Origin of the sequence: Mycolicibacterium novocastrense (genome assembly GCF_001570485.1) — a bacterium.
Taxonomy (GTDB): Bacteria; Actinomycetota; Actinomycetes; order Mycobacteriales; family Mycobacteriaceae; genus Mycobacterium; species Mycobacterium novocastrense.
Map to the genome: position 1 here is coordinate 250,020 of NZ_BCTA01000026.1, position 26,348 is coordinate 276,367.

General features: G+C 67.8%; 20 protein-coding genes and 1 tRNA gene. 7 read left to right on the forward strand and 14 right to left on the reverse strand.

What is annotated here, in order from left to right; translation table 11 throughout:
- Nucleotides 1-29: 29 nt before the first annotated feature.
- Both RMCN_RS09585 and RMCN_RS09590 read right to left on the reverse strand, forming a co-directional pair.
- Entirely contained in the window at nt 30-3,239 is a 3,210-nt protein-coding gene (locus RMCN_RS09585) for an arabinosyltransferase domain-containing protein (protein WP_067388628.1), read from the reverse strand.
- Nucleotides 3,236-6,496, reverse strand: coding sequence for an arabinosyltransferase domain-containing protein (locus tag RMCN_RS09590; protein WP_067388629.1), 3,261 nt, complete (start codon nt 6,494-6,496; stop codon nt 3,236-3,238). Before RMCN_RS09590 ends, RMCN_RS09585 begins: the two co-directional genes overlap by 4 nt.
- Before the next feature lie 107 nt (nt 6,497-6,603).
- Here RMCN_RS09590 and RMCN_RS09595 point away from each other — a divergent pair, with 107 nt between their 5' ends.
- The 3 genes from RMCN_RS09595 (at nt 6,604) to RMCN_RS09605 (ending at nt 9,393) form a co-directional block, all read left to right on the forward strand.
- Nucleotides 6,604-6,960: a PadR family transcriptional regulator gene (locus tag RMCN_RS09595; protein ID WP_064416090.1), complete on the forward strand. Its 357-nt coding sequence runs from the start codon at nt 6,604-6,606 to the stop codon at nt 6,958-6,960.
- On the forward strand, nt 6,960-8,321 hold the full coding sequence (locus RMCN_RS09600; protein WP_067388817.1) for a permease prefix domain 1-containing protein: 1,362 nt from the start codon (nt 6,960-6,962) through the stop codon (nt 8,319-8,321). Before RMCN_RS09595 ends, RMCN_RS09600 begins: the two co-directional genes overlap by 1 nt.
- Before the next feature lie 109 nt (nt 8,322-8,430).
- Nucleotides 8,431-9,393, forward strand: coding sequence for a hypothetical protein (locus RMCN_RS09605; protein WP_084377300.1), 963 nt, complete (start codon nt 8,431-8,433; stop codon nt 9,391-9,393).
- 54 nt (nt 9,394-9,447) lie between these two features.
- On the opposite strand, the gene RMCN_RS09610 is transcribed toward RMCN_RS09605, so the two are convergent.
- From RMCN_RS09610 to RMCN_RS09630, 5 genes are all read right to left on the reverse strand, one after another.
- On the reverse strand, nt 9,448-12,681 hold the full coding sequence (locus RMCN_RS09610) for an arabinosyltransferase domain-containing protein (protein WP_067388633.1): 3,234 nt from the start codon (nt 12,679-12,681) through the stop codon (nt 9,448-9,450).
- Nucleotides 12,682-12,692: 11 nt separating this feature from the next.
- Nucleotides 12,693-14,564: a galactan 5-O-arabinofuranosyltransferase gene (locus RMCN_RS09615; protein ID WP_084377302.1), complete on the reverse strand. Its 1,872-nt coding sequence runs from the start codon at nt 14,562-14,564 to the stop codon at nt 12,693-12,695.
- Complete coding sequence (locus RMCN_RS09620) at nt 14,564-15,346, reverse strand: decaprenylphospho-beta-D-erythro-pentofuranosid-2-ulose 2-reductase (protein ID WP_064416088.1); 783 nt, start codon at nt 15,344-15,346, stop codon at nt 14,564-14,566. The genes RMCN_RS09615 and RMCN_RS09620 overlap by 1 nt, the downstream gene beginning before the upstream one ends.
- The gene (locus RMCN_RS09625; protein WP_067388635.1) at nt 15,347-16,747 is read right to left on the reverse strand and encodes a decaprenylphosphoryl-beta-D-ribose oxidase; all 1,401 of its coding nucleotides are present in this window, start codon (nt 16,745-16,747) and stop codon (nt 15,347-15,349) included. It lies immediately after the preceding gene.
- A 134-nt stretch (nt 16,748-16,881) separates the two neighbouring features.
- Entirely contained in the window at nt 16,882-17,277 is a 396-nt protein-coding gene (locus RMCN_RS09630) for a GtrA family protein (protein ID WP_067388821.1), read from the reverse strand.
- A gap of 107 nt (nt 17,278-17,384) precedes the next feature.
- Between RMCN_RS09630 and RMCN_RS09635 the strand changes: the two genes are divergently transcribed.
- A complete protein-coding gene (locus RMCN_RS09635) occupies nt 17,385-18,122 on the forward strand; it encodes a phosphotransferase family protein (protein ID WP_067388637.1) in 738 nt (245 codons plus the stop codon).
- Nucleotides 18,123-18,128: 6 nt separating this feature from the next.
- Here RMCN_RS09635 and RMCN_RS09640 read toward each other — a convergent pair whose 3' ends face one another.
- The 5 genes from RMCN_RS09640 to RMCN_RS09660 are packed head-to-tail and all read right to left on the reverse strand — an operon-like array spanning nt 18,129 to nt 21,575.
- Nucleotides 18,129-18,446, reverse strand: coding sequence for a TFIIB-type zinc ribbon-containing protein (locus RMCN_RS09640; RefSeq protein ID WP_082680997.1), 318 nt, complete (start codon nt 18,444-18,446; stop codon nt 18,129-18,131).
- A 41-nt stretch (nt 18,447-18,487) separates the two neighbouring features.
- Nucleotides 18,488-19,318, reverse strand: a complete 831-nt coding sequence (wzm, locus tag RMCN_RS09645; RefSeq protein WP_064416084.1) for a galactan export ABC transporter permease subunit Wzm/RfbD — start codon at nt 19,316-19,318, stop codon at nt 18,488-18,490.
- A complete protein-coding gene (gene glfT1, locus RMCN_RS09650) occupies nt 19,315-20,274 on the reverse strand; it encodes a galactofuranosyltransferase GlfT1 (RefSeq protein ID WP_067388639.1) in 960 nt (319 codons plus the stop codon). The genes wzm and glfT1 overlap by 4 nt, the downstream gene beginning before the upstream one ends.
- Nucleotides 20,271-21,062, reverse strand: coding sequence for a galactan export ABC transporter ATP-binding subunit Wzt/RfbE (gene wzt / locus RMCN_RS09655; protein WP_064416082.1), 792 nt, complete (start codon nt 21,060-21,062; stop codon nt 20,271-20,273). The genes glfT1 and wzt overlap by 4 nt, the downstream gene beginning before the upstream one ends.
- 9 nt (nt 21,063-21,071) lie before the next feature.
- Entirely contained in the window at nt 21,072-21,575 is a 504-nt protein-coding gene (locus RMCN_RS09660) for a bacterial proteasome activator family protein (RefSeq protein ID WP_064416081.1), read from the reverse strand.
- Between the two features lie 405 nt (nt 21,576-21,980).
- Between RMCN_RS09660 and RMCN_RS09665 the strand changes: the two genes are divergently transcribed.
- Nucleotides 21,981-23,177: a cysteine desulfurase-like protein gene (locus tag RMCN_RS09665; protein ID WP_067388641.1), complete on the forward strand. Its 1,197-nt coding sequence runs from the start codon at nt 21,981-21,983 to the stop codon at nt 23,175-23,177.
- Nucleotides 23,178-23,185: 8 nt separating this feature from the next.
- On the opposite strand, the gene RMCN_RS09670 is transcribed toward RMCN_RS09665, so the two are convergent.
- Nucleotides 23,186-24,160 carry an NAD(P)H-quinone oxidoreductase gene (locus RMCN_RS09670; protein ID WP_067388643.1) on the reverse strand — a complete coding sequence of 325 codons (975 nt, stop codon included), beginning with the start codon at nt 24,158-24,160 and terminating at the stop codon, nt 23,186-23,188.
- 78 nt (nt 24,161-24,238) lie between these two features.
- Here RMCN_RS09670 and RMCN_RS09675 point away from each other — a divergent pair, with 78 nt between their 5' ends.
- Both RMCN_RS09675 and RMCN_RS09680 read left to right on the forward strand, forming a co-directional pair.
- Nucleotides 24,239-24,751, forward strand: a complete 513-nt coding sequence (locus RMCN_RS09675; protein WP_064416078.1) for a MarR family winged helix-turn-helix transcriptional regulator — start codon at nt 24,239-24,241, stop codon at nt 24,749-24,751.
- Between the two features lie 48 nt (nt 24,752-24,799).
- Nucleotides 24,800-24,886 (forward strand) — tRNA-Ser (locus RMCN_RS09680).
- Between the two features lie 174 nt (nt 24,887-25,060).
- On the opposite strand, the gene RMCN_RS09685 is transcribed toward RMCN_RS09680, so the two are convergent.
- Nucleotides 25,061-26,233: a Fic family protein gene (locus tag RMCN_RS09685; protein WP_067388645.1), complete on the reverse strand. Its 1,173-nt coding sequence runs from the start codon at nt 26,231-26,233 to the stop codon at nt 25,061-25,063.
- Between the last annotated feature and the right edge of the window lie 115 nt (nt 26,234-26,348).

Here is a 26,348-nt window from a genome sequence, read left to right on the forward strand (position 1 = left end):
GCTCGCGCCCACCCGACGACGGCCCGGCGCTACGGCTTGATGCGGATATGGCCCGGGCTGTACAGGCCGCTGTGGGTGGCCGTGCCGAAGTCCAACGTCGCCAGCGTCGCTCCTTGCGCCTCAGGGGTCATCTCGAACCGGCGCAGCGAGCCCCAGTCCCGGCCCCAGTCCTCCGACAGATACGTCGCCATCACGTGCGCGCGCATCAGCAGATCCGTGATCCCCAGCAGACCGCCGTTGAGGCCGTCCTGCCACGTGTCGGTGTCCTTGCGCTTGGCGTTGTAGTCCGGAGTGATGCGGAACTTCGGAATCTCGGTGACGCCGTTGGCGTGCAGCATCGGCTGCTGGCACGGGAACGCCAGTCCGACGGCCCAGTCCATCAGCACCGGCTGCTCCGAGCCGACGTACTCCTGTACCGACCGCAGTTCGGGCACCCGGGGTGGAGTCACCGCGAGCCAGTCGCCCGGCGTGAGCGAAAGGTCCTCGGCGACAACGCGAACGGCGACCGCGTCGGCGGGGATGTCGGCGCGGGGGAAGCGCAGGTTGCGCCACGACGGGATCGGGCCCAGGTCGTAGGGCACCATCCGGCCGGCGGGTACCAGGGCGCCGTCGGGAGCGCGGCGCGCGTACTCCAACTCGACCGTCTCGCCCTCGGTGCGCCCGTTGAACACGCTGTCGCCGGTGATGGTTCCGGCGGCGGTGACGACGACGAGCGGGTGCGCATCGTCGGGGGCCGGCAGTTCGTACCAGGCCGACGTCAACCGGCTCTGCTGCTGGGGTCCCTCGACGTAGGTGCCCGCCAGCGGCACCCGGTTCGGGTCGAGCCCATAGGGCAGCGGCACCGTGGATCCATTGACCCCGGGCTCCTCGAGCTCGGTGGGCTGGTCCCAGTCGTAGTCGGTGCCCGGCATCGGCAGGTTCATCCGGATGGCCTCGGCGACAATCTTTTCCGGCACACCATCGGCGGTGAACCCGACGGGCCGGTCTCCGCCCAGCGGGCCCAACGGCCCGTACTGTCCGGGCAGCGCTGTCAGAAATCCTTGGTTGGCGTCGGGTTCGACGAGTACATCGTCGGCCAGGCCGCAGCCACCGGCGAAGGCGCGCAGGTTGGCCCACGCGTTCGAGTAGGTGGGGTACTGGCGAACCGCGCCGACGAGCATCGAACCGACGAACACCACCACCATGAAGCCCGCGACAACTGGGATCGGCGCCGCGGTCAGCGCCCGGGCGATGCGGCCTTCGCCGCGGGTCCGCGACGAGAAGTGCAGCCAGGCCGCCCATATCGCCGCGATCGCGAACAGCCCGAAGAAGATCGTGCTGACGGTGACGCCGCCGATCGCGGGTTCGTCGTTGTTGAATGGCACGCCGTAACTGGAGACGTACCACCAGCCGTTGGTGGTCGCGAAACACAGTGCGAGGACGAACAACACGGCGGCCAGGAACGCCATCCGGTTGCGTGACCACCTCAGCACCGCCGGCGACACCAGCACGGTCGCGAGCGCCGCCATCGCGGCGCCCACCGCGGCGAACAGACCGAAGTGATGCACCCACTTGGTTGGGGTGAACATCAGGAAGAACACCGTGCCGAGGATGATCCCGATCAGCCGCCACGCGGGGCCCCGTGCCACACCGGGCACGCGTCCGCGCCGCAACAGTATGAACATCGAGGCGAACAGCGACAGCGCGGTGATCAGGAAGCCGAAGCGACGCGACAGCGATCCGTCGACGGTCGGCAGGATCAGGTAGTAGTAGCGCAGGTTCTCGGTGTACCACTCCTGGTTCGGGCCGATGGCGGTGCGAATCCTGGTGGCCTCCAACACCGTTGCGATGGTCTGATCGAAGAAGACCACCGTCAGGATCACCGTTCCGGCGGCAAGCAGCGGCAACACCAGCGGCCAGACGCCCACCACCTGCCGTCGACGCACCAGGATGCGCAACAGCGGTCGGCCGCCTGCCAGCAGCGCGGCGACCGCGATCAGGCCCGTCGGCTGGATACCGAGCGTGAACGCCGCCGTGATGATCGCGAACGCCGCGGGAGTGAGCCGTCCGGAGGTGATGGCCCGCTCGATCAGCACGTAGGTGATCAGCGCGCCGGTGGCGATCTGGCCCTCGGGGCGCAGGCCGTTGTTGAACGGCATCCACGCCGCGAGCAGCACCAGACCCGCCGCCCACAGCGCGGGCTTGCTCGCGGCGACGGCCGGACCGAGTCGCGGCAGCACCTCGCGAGAAAGCAACAGCCAGCACACGATTCCGCACACCAGGTCCGGCAGTCGCATCCAGATGCTCGCGTCGCTGACGCTCGTCATCATCGCCAGCAGGTTGTAGTACCAGCCGAACGGGTCCTCGGGGCTGCCGAACCATCGGAAGTAGTTCGACATGTACCCGGCGTGTCCGGCCACCCGGGCCATCCCCAGGATGTAGCCGTCGTCAGAGGAGTTGGCCCCGATCACGTGCCAGAGGGCGAAGCCGCCGACCACCACCACATCGGTGGGGGTGAACGTCCGCCACCGCTGCGGTATCAACCGCCGCATCCGCCTGCCGTCCATGCGGTCCAGGCGCCACAACGCCAGCAGTGCGATCGCCGTCGACACGATGGCCAGCACCATCGCGGTCAGCTTCAACGGCGTCGGCTCGGTGGTGAACCGGGTGTCGATCTCTGCCGACAGGCTCAACCCCGGCGGGGCGGGGCCGGTCAGATCGGTGAACACCCCGACGATCGCTGGGCGCAGGTTCGGGTCCGGGAAACCGGTGTACTGCGGGGAGCCGTCGGCCCTCGTCAGGCCGACGAACGTCGCGAACGTGCCCTCCTCGGAGGAGGTGATCTCGATTCGTGAGCACCCCGGGGAGTCCCCGGTGCCGACCACCCGGGCCCGGGGGACGCTGGCCACCACCACGTTTCGGTCGGTGATGTCGACGCGTTGCGGGTTGACCGTCACGAACAGGCCCTGCAGCGCGGCCTGCTTACCGTCCTTGGGCGCGGTGCCGAGCACCATTCCGCCGCGCGGCGGCATCGTGCGGATCACCTCGCACGGCACTGTCACCGTCATCCGCACCGGCGTCTGCGTGATCAACGGCGCGGTGACGCTGTTCAACTCCCCCTGCTGCGGCCAGTTCAGCGTCGCCGTGGTCTGTTCCACCGGCAGCAGCGGCGTGGCCACCGACAGCACGAAGCCGATCAGCCCCGCGATCGCCGCCACCCAGCGGGCGATCCGCACTTCAGAACTCGACGTCCGGCTCATGGCAGCGCCCTGATGGGTCCGTTACGGCTCCAACCGAATACGCGCACCGCTCCTTGTTCGACGACGGCGTCGGGGGCCTCGGATTCGGGCACCACGCGCAGGTAGCGCTCGATCGAACCCCAGTCGCGGTACCAGTCGTCGCGCAGGTAAGTGGGCACGGTCGAGGTGCGCAACAGCGCCTGAATGAACAGGAACGGACCGCCGTCCTCGGCCGACTGCCACTGGTTCGAGGACACGACCACCTGCTTGAGATTCGGAAGGATGCGGTATTCCGGCAGTTCGGCGATGCCGAGATGTTCGGAGAACGGGTTCTGGCAGGGGAAGTTCGCGGCCGTCGCAATGTCCATCAGCACCGGCGTCTGCGAGCCGAGGAATTGCTGCGCCGTCACCAGCACCGGCACCCGCGGCGGGGTGAACGCGAACCACTGGTCGGTGGACAGGTTGGGGTCATCGGCGACGATGCGCGCGACATTGGCCTCCGGCGGTGCCGACGTGAGCGGGAATCGCAGGTTACGCCAGGCCTTTTGGGGCCCCGGCCCGATGTCGATCGGCTGCACCTCGGTCAGCGGCGCATAGCTGCCGTCGGGGCGGTGCACACCCCACTGCAGCTTCAGCGACTGCCCGTAGTTGAACGAGCCGTCCTCTTCGTAGAACCAGATCGCCCCCGCGGCCGCGACGGTGACCAGCGGCCGGTCCGGGGTGCGTGGCGGCAGTTGGTACCACGCCGACGTCACCTTGGCCGCGACGGTATTTTCGTCGTAACTGCCCATCACCGGCGTGCGTTCGGGGTCGAGTCCGAACGGCAGGAACACGTTCGAGCCGTTCACGCCCACGGGTCCGTAGCCGCCGCCGGTACCCGCGGCGAAGCCGATGCCGATGTTCGGTTCATTGGGCGATCCGTCGGAGTTGACCGTGCCGGGGTTGGCGGTGATCGGTTCGGGCGGTTCGAGGGTGTCGCTGACGCCGTTGGGGTTGAAGCCGACCGGGTCCTCCCCGCCGAGCGGGCCGTACTCACCGAAGCGTTGTCCCGGAACCGGTTGCAGCATCCCGGCATTCGCGTCCGGTTCGACGAGCACGTCGTCGGCCATCGCGCAGCTGGTGTCCGAGAGCCCGGACTTCAATGCCGAGACGTTGGCCTTGGCTGTGGTGTAGACGGGGTAGCGCTGCACGGCACCCTTGGCCATGGAGCCGACCTCGAGCACCACCATGATCGTCGCCACCACCAGCAGCGGCGTCGAGGCGAGCACGCGGTTGCGCTTGGTGTTGGCGACCTCCGTGTGTCCCGCGTAGTCCATGCGGAAGTGCAGCCACCCGGCAAGCAGTCCGGTCACGATCGCCAAGGCCAGGAAGATCCCGGTCACCGGGATACCGGCGATCACCGGCTGCTTGTCGAACCACGGCACACCGTAGTTGCCGACGTAGAACCAGCCGTTGATACCAGATGTGGCCCAGGCCAATACGAACAGCAGCGCGGTGACGTAGAGCGCGAGGTTTCGCCGGCTGTGCAACCCGACGCGGCTGAACGCGAACGCCGTCACCGCCCCGAGCGCACCGGCCAGCCCGGCGAAGGCACCGAACTGCACGGCCCACTTGGTGGGCGTGAACGTCAGCAGCAGAAGGCCGATCGCGGTCGACCCGATGAGCCGCCACACCGGCCCGCGCGCCATGCCGACGACACCGCCGCGCCGCAGCAGCACCGCGAGCATCCCGAACAGGCACAGCAACAGCACCAGCACCGCGAAGCGTCGGGTCAGCGACGAATCGACGCTGTCCTCGACGGTGAGGAAGTAGTAGCGCAGGAACTCCTGGTACCACGCGATGGTCGGGCCGACGACGTACTTGATGCGGGCCGACTCGGCCACCGTGGCCAGAGTCTGGTCGCGGAACACCACCACGAAGATCAGCGCGAGCGCACCCAGAAGCGCGGCCAGTGGTGCCAGGACACCGTCGACCGGACGGCGCGCGCGAATGGTGCGCACGATCGCGCGGGCCCCGACCAACAGCGGCGCGATCGCGATCAGTCCCTGCGGCGCCAGCGTCACGCTGAACACCGCGACGACGACGGCCAGCGCGGCCGGCCACGTCCGCCGGGTCGCGACGGCGTTCTCCACCAGCACCCAGACGGCGACCGTTCCGAACGCGATGAGCGGTTCGGGTCGCAGGCCGTTGTTGAACGGCAGCCACGCCGCCAGGAACACCGCTCCGGCCGTCCACACCGTCACCCGGTTGGCGGCGAGGCGGCGGCCGAGGCGGGGCAGGATGCAGCGGCTGACGATCAACCAGGCGCCGATCGCCGCCAGCGTCGCGGGCACCCGCATCCACACGCTCGCGGTGCTGACCGAGGCGAACGCCGCCAGCAGGGACTGGTACCAGTCGAACGGGGCCTCCGTGGCGCCGAAGAAGCGGTAGTAGTTCGCGGTGTAGCCGGCGTCGGCGGAGACCCGGGCGATGGTGAGGTTGTAGCCGTCGTCCGACGACAGTGCGCCGATGACGTGCCACAGCAGCAAAGTGCCCACGACGGCGAGGTCGGCCACCCAGTGCCAGAAGCCGACGCGCCAGAACCGCCGCCATGCGCGCGCCACGCGGCGACCGCTGTGGCGGTCCAACACCGCCAACGCGACGATCGACGCGATCACGCACAAAACCCCCAGCACCATCACGGCGAGCTTGAGCGCGGTGGGCGAGGTGATGAACCGGGTGTCGACGTCGACGCGCGCCGACAGCCCCTCCTGTGGCGCGACCTCCATATCCGTGAAGACGCCCGCGACCTGAGGCTTCTCCTCGGCGGGCAGGGTCCCCGCGGCCCCGGGCAGACCGATGAAGTCGGCGCCGGCCTCGCCTGGGTTGGCCCAGATGTGCAGCGTGCTGCAGGCGCCGCCCTCCACGGCCGGGCGCGGTGCGACGGCCGCGACGGAATCGCGGAACGCCACGACGACGACGTCGGAGGTGGCGCGCACGAACAGCCCGTTACGGCTGGCATCGATTCCGCCCGGCGGGACCGTCGACAACACCAGGCCGCCGTCATCGGGCAGCGTGGCGACGGCCCGGCAGGGGATTGAGATGTCGAGGGCCTGCGGCGCGCCGGAGACCAGCGGGGCGGTGATGTCGCTGACGAACCCGTCGGGCCCGGTGCCCTGCGGCCACAGGATGGTGGCGGTGGTCTGGTTGACCGGCAGCAGCGGGACCAGCCCGCACAGCAGCACCCCGGCGATGCCTGCGACGACGGCGATCAATCGCGCGATTCGATGGGCAGGCACGAGCGTCGATGGTAGGCGACGAAATCGCCGGAGTCGGCGACGCCAGGCCAATATACCTAGAGCTGCTAGGGTGTGACCTAGCTGTTCTAGGTATAGGAGGCTCGGGCGTGCACATCGAGAAAGATCTGGTGGCTGCCTCCGCCACCCCGCTGGTCCTCGGGATTCTGGCAGACGGCGAGTCCTACGGTTACGCGCTCATCAAACGGGTCAACGAGCTGTCGGGCGGCCGGATGCAGTGGACCGACGGCATGCTCTATCCGCTTCTGCACCGGCTGGAACGACTGGGCTACGTGTCGGCGCACTGGCGGGTCTCCGAGGGCGGCCGCCGACGTAAGCATTACGCGATCACCCCCGCCGGCCTTCAGACGCTCGCCGAACGGCACCGGCAGTGGACCGTCGTCGCCGAGGCGCTGGAGCGGGTCTGGAAGGGCATGCCCACCGATGCGGCTCCGGGGTGGGCGTGATGCAGGCCGACAGCGAACTGGAATCGCAGATCGCCCACTGGCGTGGTTACGTCCAGCGACACCGCGCCATCGCGGCGGCCGATGTCGACGAGATGGAGGATCACCTCCGCGAGCAGATCGCCGATCTGTCGCGGGCCGGACTCTCCGGAGACGAGTCGTTCCTGGTCGCGGTCAAGCGGATGGGCAACGTCGACGCGATCTCGCGGGAGTTCGCCCGCGAGCACTCCGACCGGTTGTGGAAGCAGCTGGTGCTCGTGTCAGAGGAGACGGTCGAGGACTCGGCCCGGCCTCATCGGGAACTGCTCGTCGTGCTCACGCTCGGGCTCGGTGCGGGCATCGCGGTCAGGTTGGGCTTCGCGTGGCTCGGCGACGACCTCACCTTCGTGCGCAACGCGGGGTTCTTCGTATTCCCGTTCCTGGTGGGCTATTTCGCCTGGAAGCGCCGACTGCGCTTGCGGCAGTGGGCGTTGTTCATGGTGCCCGCCGCCGTGTTGGCCCTCGCGCTGAACACCTACCCGTTCGGCGACGACTTCCGGGACCACCGCGACACCGAGGTGCTGGCCGCGATCCATACGCCGATCGTGCTGTGGCTGCTCGTCGGCCTGGCCTACGTCGGCGGGCGGTGGCGCTCCCATTCGCGCCGAATGGATTTCATCCGCTTCACCGGAGAATTCGTCGTCTACTTCACGCTGCTGATGATCGGCGTCGGGGTGTTGATGCTGTTGACCGCGGGCGCCTTCGATGCCATCGGCGTGGACCTGGAGGACTTCGTCAGCCTGTGGGCGCTGCCGATCATCGTGCCGACGGCGATCATCGTCGCGGCGTGGCTGGTCGAAGCCAAGCAGAACGTCATCGAGAACATCGCGCCGGTCCTGACGCGGGTGTTCACTCCGCTGACGATCGCCATGCTGCTCGCGTTGCTGGTGGCGTTCTCGTCGGCCGGCAGCGTCATCGGTGTGGATCGCAACCTGCTGATCCTGATGGACCTCATCCTGGTCCTGGTGCTCGGTCTGCTGCTGTATGCGATCTCCGCCCGCGACCCGCTGGCTCCGCCTGCCGTGTTCGACTGGCTGCAACTGGTTCTGGTGCTCAGCGCGCTGGCCGTCGACATCCTGATGCTCGCCGCGATGCTCATCCGCATCGCCGAGTTCGGCTACAGCCCGAACAAGGTCGCCGCGCTCGGGCTGAACCTGGTGTTGCTGGTCAACCTGATCTGGTCGGCTTGGCTCGTGCTCGGCTTCCTGCGGCGACGACGGCCGTTCGGCGACGTCGAGCGCTGGCAGACCCGCTACCTCCCGGTCTACGGCGCGTGGGCCGCGCTTGTGGTGGTCGCGCTGCCGCCGCTGTTCGGGTTCATCTAACGGGTTGATTCCACGCACCACGTGCGTGCGATCCACCCCTTAAGCGGTTATCCACAGCCGGGCCGGCATCAGCTGGTAGTGGTTCGGTGGCTGGTTCACGCTTATCCGCGTGACGCGATGGCATCTCGGGCAGGTCGCGGACTTCACCGTCGCGCAGGACGGAGTCGTCGCACGCCGCCAAATGGTCTCGGCCGGAGCCACTGATTTCGACATCGCGCGACTGGTACGCCGCCGCGATTTGATACCGCTCGAGCGCGGTGTCTACGTCAATCACAGTGGGCGCCTCACCCAGACGCAGCGGCACTGGGCCGCGGTGCTGGCGTTCTGGCCGGCGGCGCTGGCACATGCATCGGCACTGCCCAATCCGCCACCGACTGTTGTACACATCGCGATCGACTCGTCGCGCAATCTGCGGACGCTGCCGGGCATCGTGCTGCACCGGACGCCCGACTTCGCGCACCGTGCCGACCTCTTTCGCAACCCTCCGGCAATTCGAGTGGAGCACGCGCTGATCGACGTGGTCGGCGGCAAGCTCCGGGAGGAGGACGTCGCGGCGGCGTTCGCAGAATTGGCGCGAGTGTGTGCAACGTGGCGCACCACCCCGCAGCGGATACTGCAGACGTTGGAAACTCGCCGACGTGTCCCGGGGCGGCGCACCGTGGAGGCGATGCTCACCGACCTTCGCGACGGCGCGTGTTCGGTGCTGGAGCGCGGCTACCTGCTTCGGGTCGAACGAGCGCACGGGTTGCCCAGAGGAAAGCGGCAGGCGCGCAGCACCGCGACCGGCCGGGCCACCTACCAGGATGTGCGCTACGGGCGCCAAGGGGTCGTCGTCGAGCTCGACGGTCGCGCGTTTCACGATTCGCCGCGCGACCGCGACCGCGATGCACTGCGTGATCTCGCGGAGTTGAGCCGGTCGGATCTGGTCACCATTCGGCTTACCTACGGACTGGTCTTCGGCGATACATGCCGCACCGCCCAGCTGATCGGCGGCGTGCTCAGGCGTCGCGGCTGGACCGGTCGCGTGCGCACGTGCCCGGTATGCGGTCCCGCGGTCGCACTAACGGGTTGATTTCGCGCACCACGTGCGTGCGATCAACCAGCTAAGGGCAATCGAGCAACAAAGTCAGGACAGGCGCAGCGGCGCTGGGCTCCACAACCCGCTGCGCGTCGCCGTGCCGAGGTCGAGGCGGGCCTCCGCGGCGTTCGGGTACCACGGAGTGAGCTGCTGCAGTGAGCCCCAGTCCCGGAACCAGTCGTCCTGCAGATACGTCGGCACCGTCGTGGCCCGCACCAGCAGTTCGGTGATACCGAGCGGCCCGCCACCGAGGTAGTCCATCACCGGCGAGTTCGCCTCTGCCCCGAAGCGGTCGGGCAGGATCCGCCACTTGGGCACCTCGACGACGCCGTTCTGATGACCGAACGGCCGCTGACAGGGGAACGCCAACCCGACCAGCCAGTCGAGCAGCACCGGATCCGACGATCCAACGACGTCCTGCAGCGTACGCAACTCCGGGATCCGCGGCGGCGTCACCGCGATCCAATGCTGCGGGTCGAGGTCGTCGTCGGAGGCCACCAACCGGATCTGGGTGGCCTCGGGCGGTATCGCGGCCAGCGGCGCCCGCAGGTTGCGCCACGCGGGGGAGGCGCCGACGTCGGCGAACCCGATCGCACCACCCGGCTCGTCGGCGGCGGCCTGCTCGTCGGTCGCCCACTGCACCGTGACCTCACCCGCGTCGAACCGGCCGGCGGCCGAGATGACCAGCAGCGGGCCGGCGTCGTCGCGGTCCGGCAGCCGGTACCAGGCCGAGCGCAACTGCGCGGGCTGCTGCGTGCCGGCACGCCAGCTGCCCATCACCGGCGTGGTGGCCGGATCGAGTTTGTAGGGCAGCCGGGCCCGTGAACCGTTGACACCGGCGGCGGCTGTCGTGCCGCCCTCGGTGCCGCCGTTGCCCGCCTGGTCGTCTTCGCTGTCGGTGTCGGCGAAGTTGGTGGAGGTGCCCTGCCCGCTCATGGTCTCGTCGGCGGAGACGTCACTGGGAATCCCGTTCGGGTTGAACCCTTGTGCGGTGCCGGCGCCGAGTGCCTCACCGACGGGCGTGTCGATCGGCGTCAGCATGCCGACGTTGGGGTCTTCCTCGACGAGCACATCCTGGGCCATCCCGCACGTCTTGCCGGTCACGGCTTCGAGGTTGGACCGGCCCACACTCCACGCCGGGTACTGGTCGATCATGGCCAGCGTCAGCGAGAGCACTTCGAAAACCACCAACAGCCATGTGGCGATGGCCAACGGCGCCTGCAGCATTCGTTGCCAGTGCCGTTGCGGGCCGGGCGGTGACGAGTCGCGCCCGGAGAAGTGGAACCACGCGGCGGCGAGCAGGGCCAGCACGGCCAGCCCGAGCAGCATCGTCGAGAAGCCGAACTTCCACTCCGGCATGGCATTCGACCACGGCACACCGAAGTTCGACACGTACCACCAGCCGTTGACGGTGGCGAACGACAGCGCCATCGCGAACAGCACCGCGGCGCCGAACACGGAGCGGTTGCGGCGCGAGCGCATCGCCGCGGCGGTGACGGCGACCGCGGCCAGCGCGCCCAGAGAGCCGGCCAGCCCGGCGAACACGCCGAAGTGGTGGGTCCACTTGGTCGGGGTGAACATCATCGCCAGAAACGAGATGACCGTGATGCCGATGATGCGGCGGCTGGGTCCCAACGCCGTACCGGGAATCTTGAACTTGCGCAACGACATCGCGACGGCAACGGCCAGCGCCAGCAACAGCGTGAGCACCGCGAACCGGCGCGCCACCGAACCGTCGGGGCTCAGCGTGAACAACCGCTCGTAGCGGATGTGCTCGTCGAACCAGCTCAGGCTCGGCCCCACCGCGGATTTGAAGGCGCTGGCCTGCAGTTCGGAGGCCAGCGTCTGGTCCCGGAAGATCAGGATGATCGTGACGGTGGCCGCGGCCAGGATCGGCGCCAGCAGCGCCAGGTAGCCGAATCGCGAGACATGCGCGGCGACAATGGTTTTCAGTGGCCCGACGGCCACCAGCAGCGCGCCCACGGCGGCGATGCCCGTCGGGCCGGAGAACAGCGTGAGCGCACCGATGATGATCGCGATCGCCACGGGCAGCAGCCTGCTGGTGGCCACCCCCCGCTCGACCGAGCACCAGGTGAGAAGGATGCCCAGCGCGATGATCGGTTCGGGGCGCAGCCCGTTGTTCAGCGGCAGCCAGAACGCCAGGAACAGACCCGCCGCCGTCCACGCCGCCGCTGGTGTCTGCTTCACCGCGTGGCCAAGGCGCGGGATCACCTCACGGCTGATGACCCACCAGCACGCCAGCGCCATCACCAACGTCGGTAGCCGCATCCACACGCTGTTCGTGCTGACGTGCGCCCACAACGCCAGCAGGTCGTAGTACCAGCCGAACGGCGCCTCCGGCGTGCCGAACCACCGGTAGTAGTTCGCCATGTAGCCGGCGTGCTCGGAGACCCGCGCCATCGTCAGGATGTAGCCGTCGTCGGCGGTGTTGGCGCCGACGAAGTGCCACCACACCAGCACCGCGGTGACGACGCCGTCGAGCGGGCGCAGCGTCCACCACCGCGGGGGCAGGAACCGTCTGACACCGCGGCCGTCGGCGGTGTCGAGAAGGTGAAGGGCGACCAGGGCGATGACGGTCATCGCCACCCCGATGATCATCGCCAGCGTCTTGAGCAGCGTCGGCGATGTGCTGTAGCGGGTGTCGAGCGTCGCGGAGAATTCCAGCCCCGGTGGTGCCGGACCGCTGAGGTCGGTGAAGACGCCGACGATCTGGGGGCGGAAGTCGTAGCCGCCGCGCTCACCGCGCAGCGGTTCGCCGGGGTCCTCGCTCGGAATCCGTCCCGGGCCCTGAACGAGACCGACGAACTCGCCGGTCACCTTGTCGGCGTGTGCGGTGAACGTCAACCGCTGGCATTGCGGGCTGAGCACCTGAATCAACGGTGCGCTGACCACCGGGGTGTTGCGCACGATCACCAGCAGGTCGTCGTTGACTCGCTCGATGAGAAGACCGCGGTCGATGGCCTTGGGCGCCTGTTTGGGCACGGTCGACAACAGCACCGTGCGGCCCTGATCGCCGGGCCCGGCCAACCCGGCCGCCGCGCGACACGGCACCGAGATCTCGAGGTCGGTCGCGACGTAGCCGATGAGCGGGGCGTCAACGCTTTGCAGGACGCCGTTCTGCGGCCAGTTCAGCTGGGCGGTCGTCTGCGTGACCGGCATCAACGGCGTCGCGATCGCCAGGAGCGCGCCGAGCAACCCGGCGACGATGGCAATGAGGCGCACCGTTCGATGGTTCGACCCGACCCCGGCTTCACCGACCACGGCGTTCGATCCTAATTGGGCTTGCGGATCGCCAACACGAACGGGCCGATGCTGGAGACCTCGAAGCGGGGGTCGTCGAACAATGTCTCGTCCAGGGCGACGTGGTAGCGGCGCACGTTGGGCTGGTTCGGGTAGACGTCGGAGGCCAGGCGCAACGTGTAGGTGTCGTCAGCGCCGCGGCGCATCAGAAACACCGTCGGCGGCTCCCACGGCAGCGCGTCGAGCGCGTCGATGAACTCATCGGCGTCGGTCAGCGTCGCCCAGCTTTCGATGGCTTCGGCACGCTTCTCGAACTGCGCGAGCGGATTCGCGTAGTGCGAGGTCAATCCCTGGAAGCCGTAGTAGGGGTAATAGGACAGGAAGCTGTAGTCGGCGGTCAGCACGACGGTCTCGTCGCGCGGTCGACCGGTCACCTCGGTGATCCTGTCGTCGATCTCGCGGTAGTAGCGCTCGGCACCGGGCGGTCGCCGGTCGGCGCGCTGACCGTATCCGTCGGTGTCGGTATAGGCGACGACGATGTCGGACCGCAGCACGTCGGGGATGTCCTGGCTGTAGGTGACGGCGCCGATCGCGCCCAGCGTGGTGGCCGCCGCGACGACGCGTCGCGCGTTCTCGGGTCGCACCCGCGCCGCGACGGCACGCGTGACCTCGATGAAGCCGAAGGCGCCTGCCGCTGTCAGCAGCACGGTCAGCGTCGGGTTCAGTCGGAACGACAACAGCGTGGTGCCCGCCAGCGTGGTCAGCATCGACAGCAGCGACCAGGCGTAGACGGCGAGCACGGCGATCGCCAGAGCGCCGGCCCGGGTGGACGAGCGCGCACGCCAGACCAGCCACAGCGTGCCGAGCATGCACAGCGCTCCGAGCAGCGTGAAGTGCAGCATGGGGAACTCCAGTTGCGCGCCGTCGGTCGGCAGATAGTGCTGCGCGGTTCCCGAGTCGGCGGGCTCACCCCTGGCGGCGGCCAGCAGCCACGGCGCCCAGCCGATCAGCGCGATGGCACCCGAGATGACGGCGATGACCACCAGCCGTAGCAGCGGGTCGATCCGTTTGCGCGCGACGGCCAGCAGCACGCCCATGATCGCCAACGTGAACGCGGCGTAGGCGAACAGCAGTGTGTACGACAGCGCGGCGACGCCGAGGAAGAGCCCGGTGCCGATGACGGCGGGCCAGCCGCCGTTACGCGTCGCCCCGCGCAGACCCGACCACGCCAGCACGAACACAGGTGGCAGCAGGACGCAGACGATCGCGGCGTAGGGCTCGGCCGGGGAGTACGCCAGCGTGGCCGCGGCGGTGGCGGTGGTGACGACGAGCGCGTACTCGAAGCGAATCATGGCCGCCCACAACACGAACGCCACCGCGATCGCGACGGTGATCGACGTGATCGCCCACGGTTTGAACATCTCCCACGCGGGAGTCCCGGTCAGCGCGGCCAGGCGGCCGCCGATCCAGAACCAGCCCGGCGGGTAGAACGGCGGCAGACCCATGTAGGTCATATCCCGCAGCGCTGCGCTGTCGGCCAGCCGGGTGAGGTACTCGGTGCGGAACTGCTGATCGACCGAGATGCCGTACAGGTAGAGCCGGGTCGCGCCGAGGGGCATCGCGAGCGTCACCACCGAGAAGGCGGACAGGAACAGCACCGCCCCGGTCCTCGCGAGCAGTCGGCGACCGCGCCGCCAGATCCATCCGCTGCCCAATAGCCCGACCAGACAGGCGAACTGGCCCACCGTGGTCAGCGCGTGCAGCTGATTGGACGAGTTGTACGCGGGCCACTCCACCCGCGCGATCGCAGCCAGTGAAACGACCGCGACGACGATCGCCACCGCGGCGGCCGCCACCATCTGGCCGGCGACCTTGATCGGCAGGGCCCGTGCGCCGCCTGGCATCAGATGGGTAGCTTGCGGAAGATCGGCCGCGGGATGTGGCGCAACACCATCATCACGTACCGGAACGCTCCCGGCGCCCATACCAGTTCCTTGCCTTTGGCGGCGGCCGTGACGGCCAGTTCGGCGACGTCTTCCTTGTCGACGGTGAACGGCGCCTCCTTTGCGCCGGTGGCCTTCCAGTGCTCGATGGTGGTCGTGGTGCGGACCTGGCCGGGCCGGATCACCAGCACGCGAACTCCATGCTCCCGCAACGCCTCTCCCAGGCCGAGGTAGAAACCGTCGAGGCCGGCTTTGGTCGACCCGTACACGAAGTTGGACCGCCGCACCCGTTCACCGGCCGCCGAGCTCATCGCGATGATCTGCCCGAAGCCCTGGGCCCGCATCTTTTCGCCGATCAGCACGCCGACCGAAACCGCTGCGGTGTAGTTGATCTGGGCCACCTGCACGGCCTTGGACTGGTCCTGCCACAGTTCCTCGGCGTTGCCGAGCAGCCCGAAGGCCACGATCGCGACGTCAACGTCACCGTCGCTCCAGGCCTTGTCGATCACGGCGCGGTGACCGGCGGTGTCGGTGCCGTCGAAGTCGATCCATTCGACGGACTTGGCCCCCGCGGCCGTCATTGCGGCGATCGCTTCGTCCTTGCGGGGGTGGTTCGGCAAGTCGGCCAGGATGATGCGGGCGTGCGCGTTGCGCAGGTAGCGCTCGCAGATCGCCAGGCCGATCTCCGATGTCCCGCCGAGCAGCAGGATGGTCTGGGGGTTACCTACGGCATCAAGAACCATCTACAGAAGCTCCAAGCGTCGGGCCATGTCGGATGCGAAGACGCCGTTCGGGTCGGCCTTGCGGCGCACGGCGATCCACTCGTCGATCCGCGGATACATCTTGTGGAACCGCTCGGCGCTGACCCGGGAGTCCTTCGCGGTGTAGACCCGGCCGCCGAATTCCATGACGCGTTCGTCGAGCTCGTTGAGGAATTCGTTGATTCCGGGCTTGTTCGGGAAGTCCATCGCCACGTTCCATCCCGCCATCGGGAAGCTCAGCGGCGCGCGGTTACCGGGCCCGAACAGTTTGAACACGTTCAGCGCCGAGTAATGCCCGCGGGTCTGGATCCAGCGGATGATGGCCTTGAACTCCTCGAGCGCATCGGGCGGCACCAGAAACTGGTGCTGCGCGAAACCCGCTGGGCCATAAGCGTTGTTCCACCCGCTGACCAGGTCGAGCATGTGGTAGAACTGCGACAAGTTCATGATCTTGCCGGTGTAGGTTCCGCCGAGGCGGTAGTACACCTCGCCGATCGCCATGAACGAGAGTTTGTTCATGGCGCTGACGGGGAAGATGTCGGGCACCGAAAGTAGCTGAGGCGCATCGAATTTCAGCGGGTCCCTGGCCAGCTTCGGCGGCAGCTGATCCAGCGTCGCGAGGCTGCCGCGGCTGATCGCGGCCCTTCCGAGTTTTGGCGGCGGGCTGATCAGGTCGAACCACGCGCTGGAGTAGGTGTAGCGGTCCTCGCTGCCGTCGAGGTGCACGGCGATGGTCTCATCCAGGTCGCCGGTGGACACACCGTCGGCGATGAAGTACGCGGTTTCGGTGCGGGTCATCGCGATTCGGGCGCGCACCACGATCCCGGTGAGGCCGTTACCGCCGACCGTCGCCCAGAACAGTTCGGCGTCCGGCCCGTCGGGTGCGAGGGTGTGAACCTCGCCGTCGGCCATCAGCAGGTCCATCGACAGGACGTGATTGCCGAAGCTGCCTGCGCTGTGGTGGTTCTTGCCGTGGATGTCGGAGGCGATCGCCCCGCCGACGGTGACCTGCCGGGTGCCCGGCAGCACGGGCACCCACAGCCCGAACGGCAACGCCGCCTTCATCAGCTGGTCGAGGCTGACGCCCGCGTCGACGTCGGCCACCGCCGTGTCCGCGCTGATCGAGTGGATTCTGTGCAGCGCGGTCATGTCCACGACCAGGCCACCGCCGTTGCACGCCTGATCGCCGTAGGAGCGGCCCAGCCCGCGGGCGAGGACACCGCGGTGCAGGAACGACGGGCTGGATGCGCCGCGGTCGGCGGTCTCGCGGACCGCACGGGCGATCACGTCGACGTCCGGCGTGGTCAGCACCTGCGCGACCGACGGTGCCGTGCGGCCGAAGCCGGTCAGGGCACGCGAGGTCGTCGGCAGGTTCTCGGACATCGTGACGAGGGTACCGTGCGCTCACCGGCGCCCCGTCCAGCCGAACACAGGTCCCACGGTCGCGCCCAGTGTGGGGTTGTGTCACGCAACCTGGCCGGCGGCGTGACACAAGTCCACGCTCGCCACACGCCGCGTCAGCGCAGCCGGAAGATGACCGCACGCTGGACGACGAAGTTGATCACCGTCGCCGTGCCCTGGGCGATGACGAACGCGACCGGCACCCGCCACGCCTTGTCGTCCCACGCCATGTACAGCGCGTAGTTGATGCCGACCTGCGCGGCGTAGGTCACCGCGTAGAGCACACACACCGCGACGAACCGCGCGGTGCTTGGCGGCGCCTGGAAGGTCCACCGGCGGTTGATCAGATACGCCGTGGTGGTGCCCGCGATGAAGCTCAGCGTCTTGGCCACGTTGACGTGTAGACCGGCTGCGAGCATGGCCACGTACAGACCGAAGTCGACGATCGCCGAGAAACCACCGGTGACGATGAACCGCCAGATCTGAGTGCCCAGGCTCAGGGTGGGCTGCATCGGGGGCTCGGCCACCCGGGCAGCTTACGTGGGCGCGAACTCACCGACACCCGGCGCGCGCGTGAATGCGTCTCCACCTGCAGCCGGCACGTCGCTAGGTTTCAGGTGTGCAAACCCGGTCCGGTGCGGAGATCGTCGTCGACGGTGACGTCGTCTCCAAGCTGCATCGGCCGGGTACCGATCCGCGGGCGTTGACGGTCCGGTTGGGTATCGCCGCCCGGTCGGACTGCCTGCTCTCACCGTTGTCGGCGGTTCCCGAGCCGGTTGCGGGCCGATGGCGAACCCGGTGGCCGCGCGTGGAAACCCTTGCGCTGCAACCGGAGTCGGTGCCATGGGCGCAAGCCGGACAACTGCTGGCCCGACTGCACCGGGAGCCACTGCCGCATCGAGTACCCCCGCACGGCTGGCCGCAACGCCTGCGGCGGGGCGTCGACGCGCTTCGCGGCGGCGAGCCGACACTGCGCCGCGCCGCGGCCGGCCTTCCCGACGCGGTCTGGCGCGCGGGTTCTGCCGACCGCCCAACCACACTCGTGCACGGCGACTTCCATTTGGGTCAGCTTGGCCGTCGCGACTCACGGTGGATTCTTCTCGACGTCGACGACCTGGGTGCCGGCGATCCGGCGTGGGATCTGGCTCGACCGGCCGGATTCTGGGCGGCGGGGCTCATCCCGGACGCCGACTGGACCCGCTTCGTCGACGCCTACCGCGCCGCCGGCGGTCCCGCACTGCCCGACGGAGACCCCTGGCCGGTGCTCGACGCGTTCGCGCGCGCGGCCGTCGTACAGGCCGCGGCCCACCATCGCGACGACGAACTGCTGATGGCCGCCTGCGCGCGGATGCTCTAGTACGCCTTAGCTGGAGAAGAACAGCCGGCCGAACCCCTGTTTGCGGTAGTACTTGTTGCCCCGATGGCCCCAACCCGGGCCGTATCCGTATCCCGGCTGGGCGGGCGGCGGGGGCGGCGCGGTCTGCACGAACCGGTTCTCCATCTGCGTCAGCGATTCGAGTTCGCCGAAGTCCAGGAAGATGCCGCGGCAGGTGTCGCACTGCTCCAAGTGGATGCCGTTGCGCTCGTATGTCCGCATCGAGCCCGCACACTTCGGGCAGGTCAACGTGCCCGTCGGTGCGGACGGCGGAGACGACGGCGGCTGATATGGCGGGATGCTCATATCCGCATAACGGCCGCGGGCGACGCCGAAGTTCCGCGCGCTTACACCCAGTACGCGACGCGGCCGCGGTACTGCCGCATGGCGAACGCCGCGAAGATCCACCCGACCACGGTCAGCACGATCACCACCACCCAGTGGCGCAGTTCCTGGTCGGCGCCGAGCAGGGGGGCCCGCACGATGTCGAGATAGTGCAGCAGCGGATTGAGCTCGACGATCTTGGTGTACTGCTCGGCGCCCTGCTGTCGCAGGGTGGACTCGTTCCAGATGATCGGGGTCATGAAGAACAACAGCTGCACCAGGCTGACCAGCAGCGGGCTGATGTCGCGGTAGCGGGTGGCCAGGATGCCGAAACACAACGCCACCCAAATGCAGTTGAGCACGATCAGACCCAGCGCCGGAATGACCGCCAGGTCCGTCCAACTCCACGGCTTGGGGTAGATGATCGCGATGATCACGAAGATGATCATGTTGTGGGCGAACAGGATCATCTGCCGCCACACCAGCCGGTAGACGTGTACCGACAGCGGTGTCGGCAGCTGTTTGATCAAACCCTCGTTGGCGACGAACACGTCGGCGCCCTCCAGGATGGCTGCGTTGATCAGGTTCCATACGATCAGCCCGAGGGTGACATACGGAAGATGTTCGGAGAGCTCGAGTTTGAACAGCTTCGAGTAGAGCAGGCCCATGGCGACCGCTGTCGCGCCGGTGGCGATTGTGATCCAGAACGGGCCGAGAACCGAGCGGCGGTAACGCTGTTTGATGTCTTGCCAGCCGAGGTGCAACCACAGTTCGTGCTTGCCGAAGCCGGCGACCAGGTCGCCCCAGGCCCGGCTCATGGTCTTCGACTGCGCAGCGGCGTCGGTGAACGTCACGGCTGAAGCCTCCCGAACCTCTCCTTGCGGCCCATGCGCCGCAACCGGATCCACTCCATCAGCCCAGCCGGGTCGCGGCGGGACACCAGGAAGAACCAACCGAAGCGCGCCCATTCCTGTAACTGCAGTCGACGCAATCCCGGCTGGGACAACAGATAGCCGCGATTGCGGTAGGTATAGAAACGTTTGGCCGTGTTGTCCGGATATTGCGTGTGCATCCGGCCGCCGAGGATCGGTTTGAACTCGTCACCGCCCTGCGGGTGCAGATACACCGCGTCGAGGCAGGTGCCGAACGGCAGCCCGGATCGGACCAGCCTGCGATGCAGTTCGGTCTCGTCGCCGCGCACGAACAGGCGCAGATCAGGCACGCCGGTCGCCTCCAGCGTCGAAGCGGCGAACAGCGCGCCGTTGAACAGCGATGCGATGCCCGGCAACAATCCCCCGCAAGCGGGAGGTGCCCCCACCTCAGTCGATTCGGTGCGTAACTCGTCGACGCGGCGACGCCACACCAGCCCACGACGCAGGGGAAACGCCAGTCGCCCGGGATCGGTCATGTCACAGACCATCGGCGACACCTCGGCGAGTCCGTGGCGGGCGGCACAGTCGATCAGCGTGCCCAGCACCTCGGAGTCGGCGGGCCGGCCGTCGTCGTCGGCCAACCACACCCAGTCCGCGCCGAGAGCCAGCGCATGCAGCATGCCCAACGCGAAACCGCCTGCGCCGCCCAGGTTCCGGCGGGATCCGAGATAGGTCGATGGGAGGGGTTGCGCGGCGACCAGCTCGGCGACGCGGGGATCGTCGTCGTTGTCGACGACAATCAGGTGGTCGGGGGCGCGGGTCTGGGCCGACACCGACTCCAGTGACTTCGCCAACTCGTCGGGGCGACGGTGGGTGACCACCACCGCGCATATGACGGGGCCGGTTGGCTCGTCGGGCAAGCCCGCGTCGGCGGTCATCCCTGGCGCGTCTCTTCGAGTACTTCCCGGACATGCCGGGCGGCGTCCTCGCCCTCATAGGCACGCACGACGTCCTCGATGCCGCCGGTCATCTTGATCGTGCCGTGGTCGATCCACATCGCGGTGTTGCACAGCCGGGCCAGGAACTCGTTGGAGTGGCTGGCGAACACCAGGATGCCCGAGCGCGCGACGAGTTCGGCCAACCGGGTCTGCGCCTTCTTCAGAAACTCGGCATCCACCGCGCCGATACCCTCGTCGAGCAACAGGATCTCGGGGTCGATGCTGGTCACCACGCCCATCGCCAGACGCACCCGCATACCGGTGGAATAGGTGCGCAACGGCATCGACAGGTAATCCCCCAGCTCGGTGAACTCGGCGATCTCGTCGATCTTGGCCAGCATCTGCTTGCGCGTCTGCCCCAGGAACAGGCCGCGGATGATGATGTTCTCGAAGCCGGAGATCTCCGGGTCCATCCCGACGCCGAGGTCGAACACCGGCGCCACTCGGCCGCTGACGGTCGCCACCCCCCGGGTGGGCTCGTAGATACCCGACAGCAGCCGCAGCAGGGTCGATTTGCCCGCACCGTTGTGCCCCACCAGACCCACCCGGTCGCCGAGTTCCAACGACATGGTGATGTCCCGCAGCGCCTCGATGACCACGACGTTGGAATCGTTGCGTCCGATCGCGCCGCCGGCCTTACCGAGGAACGCCTTCTTCAGCGAGCGTGACTTCGCATCGAAGATCGGGAACTCCACCCACGCGTTGCGGGTCTCGATGTGTGGGACCAACGCATGCCCCTACAGGTACTGCCCGGTCCCCGGATGCGACGGACCGCCGCGCACCGCGATCCCCGGTGGCAACGCACCCTGGCCTCGCATCTGCTCCAGCTGCTGACGTGCGGCCATCTGCTGGGCGAACAGCGCGGTCTGGATGCCGTGGAACAGGCCCTCGAGCCAGCCCACCAGCTGGGCCTGCGCGATACGCAGCTCGGCGTCCGACGGCACAGCCTCCTCGGTGAACGGCAGCGTGAGCCGCTCGAGCTCGTCGCGCAGCTCGGGAGCCAGCCCGTCCTCGAGTTCGGTGATGCTCGTGCGGTGGATCTCCCGGAGCCGGTTGCGGCTGGCGTCGTCGAGCGGCGCTGCGCGCACCTCCTCGAGCAGCTGTTTGATCATGGTGCCGATCCGCATCACCTTGGCCGGCTGCTCGACGAGGTCGGTCAGCGACTTGCCGTCTTTTTCCTCGTCGTTGTCGGCGCCGCTGTCGGCACCGCTGATGATCTCGATGTTGTCGTCCTCGGTCATACTCCCTGCGTTCCCTCTAATCTCCACGGCATTCGTCGCTGCGCCCCGCGATCCCGAGCCAACTAGCGACACTAGTCCGGTCGTGGGCGAGGCGGTCCCCACGTCTGGGACGGGCAAAGTCCGGTAGGTGACCGCAAACCGGCCCGTCGATTGTCCTCGGCGGTCGAGCAAACGGCGTCACCGAATGTCACCACCGCTGATGCGGCCATACGTTAACTCAATGTCGCGTCCTGGCCGGCGCGCGGGGGTGACCAGCAACGACAACGGGTTTAGCACCCCGAACGCCAAGATCACTGGACTAGTATGGCTGCCCAGCAGACCCAGTCCGACATGGCGGGTCGGGGCCGAGTATCGGCCGGAATCGTGTGGGTTCGCGAACTCACGGACGCTCGAAGGTGGGCTGACATGGCATACGACGTCGCCCGGGTGCGCGGTTTGCACCCCTCCCTGGGCGACGGGTGGGTGCGTTTCGACGCCCAGCACGGCATGTTGTTGCCTGACACCGTCGGCCGCGCGGTGTCCACGGCGTTCCGCGGGTCGATGCCCACCCCGGTGGGTCCGCATCCGTCGGCACGGCGGAGCGCCGCGGTGTTGGAGGCCGCCCGACTGGCCGTGGCCGATCTGGTCAACGCCGATCCGCGCGGTGTGGTGCTGGGCGCCGACCGCGCAATCCTGTTGACCTCGCTGGCGGACGCCTCGTCGTCGCGTGTCGGTCTCGGTTACGAAGTGGTGGTCACCCGTCTTGATGACGAGGCGAACATCGCACCGTGGCTGCGTGCCGCGAATCGCTATGGCGCCAAGGTGAAGTGGGCCGAGGTCGACATCGAGACCGGCGAACTGCCCAGCTGGCAGTGGGAGAGCCTGGTGACCAAGCCGACGCGCTTGGTCGCAATCACTTCGGCCTCATCGACTTTGGGCACCGTGACCGACCTGCGCGCGGTGACGAAGCTGGCACACGATCAGGGTGCACTGGTGGTCGTCGACCACTCCGCGGCCGCGCCCTACCAGTTGATGGACATCGACGAGATCGACGCGGACGTGGTCGCGGTCAACGCGTTGGGGTGGGGTGGTCCGCCCATCGGAGCCTTGGTCTTTCGTGATCCGGCGCTCATCGACTCCTTCGGATCGGTGTCGTTGGATCCGGATGCGACCGGAGCGGCGCGGCTCGAAGTCGGCGCGCATCAGTTCGGTCTGCTCGCCGGAGTGGTGGCCAGCATCGAGTATCTGGCCTCCCTGGACGAGAACGCGCGTGGCACGCGCCGCGAACGCCTCGCGATCTCAATGCATTCCGCGAATGCCTATATGAGCCGGCTGTTCGACTATCTGCTGATTTCGCTGCGGTCGTTGTCGACGGTGATGGTCATCGGTCAGCCCGAATCGCGCATCCCCGTGCTCAGTTTCGCGGTCAACGGCGTACCCGCCGAACGGGTGGTTCAGCGCCTGGCCGACAACGGCATCCTGGCGATATCGAATGCGAGTTCGCGCGTGCTGGATGTGATCGGCGTCAACGACGTCGGCGGCGCGGTGACGGTGGGACTGGCGCACTACACCACCACCGCCGAAGTCGATCAGCTGGTGCGCGCGCTCGCCTCGCTGGGCTGACCGTTGCGCTAATCCGCTACGCGCAGAAGCACTTTCCCCGACACCTCACCTGACTGCAGCAGCTCATGCGCCGCGGCGGCTTCCTGAACCGGGTATTCGGCGCCGATGATCGGCCGCACCTGACCGCGCTCGATCATCGGCCAGACGTTGGCCACCACCTCGGCGACGACCTCACTCTTGCTTGCCCGGCCGCTGACCGGGCGCGCGCGAAGAGCGGTGGCGATGACGCCCGCGCGCTTGCCGAGCAGTTTGCCGATGTTGAGCTCGGCCTTCACGCCGCCCTGCATCCCGATGATCACCAGTCGCCCGTCGTGGGCGAGCGCGTCGATGTTGCGATCGAGGTAGGCCGCGCCGATGATGTCGAGGATCACGTCGGCGCCACCCTCGGCCCTGACGCGTTCGACGAAGTCCTCGTCGCGGTAGTTGATCGTCACCTCGGCCCCGAGTTCGGCGCACAGGTCCAGCTTGTAGGCCGACCCGGCGGTCACTGCCACGCGGCATCCGAGCGCGCGGCCCACCTGGACGGCGTGGGTGCCGATGCCGCTGGCACCCCCATGGATGAGAACGAGCTGCCCGGCCGTCAACCCCGCCGTCATCACCAGGTTCGACCACACGGTGCAGGCCACCTCGGGCAGGCCGGCGGCCTCGTGCAGGGACACCGAGTCCGGAAGCGCCATCACCTGCCCGGCCGGTACAGCCACGTACTCGGCGTAGCCCCCGCCCGCCAGCAACGCGCAGACCTGTTGTCCGACTGCCCAATCGGAGGCCTGCTCACCGACCGCCTCGACCGTTCCTGACACCTCGAGTCCGAGGATTTCGCTGGCGCCCGGCGGCGGCGGATACTTGCCCGCGGCCTGCAACAGGTCGGCCCGATTGACGCCGGCAGAGGCCACCTTGATCAGAATTTCGCCCTTGTTCGGCGCGATGTCGGGAACCTCTTGCCAGCTCAATCGGCCTTCCGGGCCGGCCACGATTGCATGCATTCCGATAACGCTACTAGCCTGCGACAACAGTCTTGAGAATTGGTCGCCAGCAATGTCAGGGCCGTTTACTATGACCGCATGGAGGGGATAATTGCGGGTCGTACCGCGGGGGACATGCCGGGGCTGGACATCGCGGAGCAGCGGTCCTGGCAAAACTTTTTGGATGCCGCGCTCCGGCTGTATGCGACCTTGAACCGGTCGCTGGTGGATAAGCATCATCTGACGCTCAACGACGTCAGGCTGCTCGACATCCTGGACAAGTCGCCGACGGGATCGGCCCGAATGGGTGATCTCGCCGAGAATTTGATGTCGTTGCCGAGCCGGGTCACCCGGCAGATCCGTCGCCTGGAGATGGCAGGCCTGGTGTGTCGCGGGGCCAGTCCCGACGACGGCCGTGGTGTGCTCGCCAGCATCACCGACGACGGGCGCACCGCGGTACGCGACGCGATGATCACCTACGGCGAGAGCGTGCGCGCGCACTTTCTCGACCGGTTGTCGCGGCCCCAGGTCGCGGCGATGGGTGAGAACTGCAGGCGGATCAGCGTCGGGCTCAAGAACGGGTCGATGAACGCCAAGCTCGGCCGGGTCTGAGGGGATCGCCCGTCGCGATGGTGTGGGCCGGCCCGTACTCTTGTCGGCGGTGGCGTGGCAGAGCGGCCTAATGCACTCGCCTTGAAAGCGAGAGACGGCTAACACCGTCCGGGGGTTCAAATCCCTCCGCCACCGCTCACTTGCTTCATTGCGATTGGGTCAGGCGTCGGGCTTCGGTGAAGTCACAGGACCCCGACTCGGGGACCCGCACACTGTGCCGGAAAACGCGACCGGAGTGCCGAAGCCATAGCCCTTTTCGGCAATTACTTGTCGATGGCGAGTGTGTACCGCACAGCCTGATCAACATCATCATGCCCGCCGGCCGGCCCGTGCTGCGAACGCGTCGAGTGCGGCCAACACCTCGGGCGAACGCCACACCCGATTGCGGGGTCCGCTGGTGGTCTCGACGAGAATCCCGGCCTCAGCGAGCGGGTTGAGGTAGCGGTGCGCGTTGGTCGACTCGATACCCAACTCTTGCGCGAGCAGCGCTGCGCTCACGACAGGGCGTCGGGTCAACAGGTCGGCGACCTTCCATACCGCGGAGTCCGATCGGGCGGTGATCCTGTCGTTCCAGCTGGCGCGGATCGACTCCAGGTCGGCGACCAGCTGCCGCCCGTTGGCTATCGACCGGACACTGGCCTCCGAGAACCGCTCGACGATCGGGACGGCATCGCCGTCGCGGTACGCGGTAAGCGCGGCGAAGTAGGCATCGGTCTCGGCCAGCAGCCCGGCCGATATCGGAACCGTCACCCGGCGAGTCAGCCCTTTGTGGCGCAGCATCGCCTGCACGAGGGCTCGGCCCGTGCGCCCGTTGCCATCTGTGAAGGGGTGGATGGTCTCGAATTGCGCATGGGCAACGGCGATTTGAGGCAAAGCCGGAACGTCACCCCGTTGCGCAAAGGCGATCAGGTCGTCGATCGCGCCGGGGACCAGCTCGTGACGTGGTCCTACGAAAGTCGCACCGATAGGAGTGGAGCCGCCGCCGATCCACACCGGTTCAGTACGAAACTCACCTGCAGTGTGCTGCGGGTCTCCTGCCATCAGCGTCGCATGCATCGCCAGGATCGCATCGGCATCGATAGCCTCGGACAGTGCAATCGCCGCCGTCATCGCCCTCGTGTTGGCGACGACCAGTTCCGCGTTGCGTTTACGGCGGCCGCCGGGCAGTTCGGCTTCGGCGATAGCGCGCGCCGAGGCGGTCAGGTTCTCGATCTGCGAACTGGCGGCAGATTCCGATCGCAGCAGCACCGCGGCGAACGGCGCGATTTCGCCTCCGAGTTCAGCGTCGAACCGCGTTATCTCCCGGCTGGCGGCTTCGGCCTCCGCGAGGACCGCCGGTGGCAGTTCCAGGGCAAGGTCCGCAATGGCGGCCGGCAGCGCCGGGTGGTAGGTGCCGTACTTCGGGCGCGTAGAACTTGCATACCGCGAGACGTGCGGTTCCCAGCGCACGCTCTCCCACGTGACCGGAGTAAGTGAAGTCACCGATCCAGTATAACTTCACTAAGACAACTAAGTGAAGTTAGGAACATCGCTTGACTTCACTCAGCGAGGCTGGCCATTTCGCTTGACTCCCGGCCTCACCTCAGTTTTGAGCTGG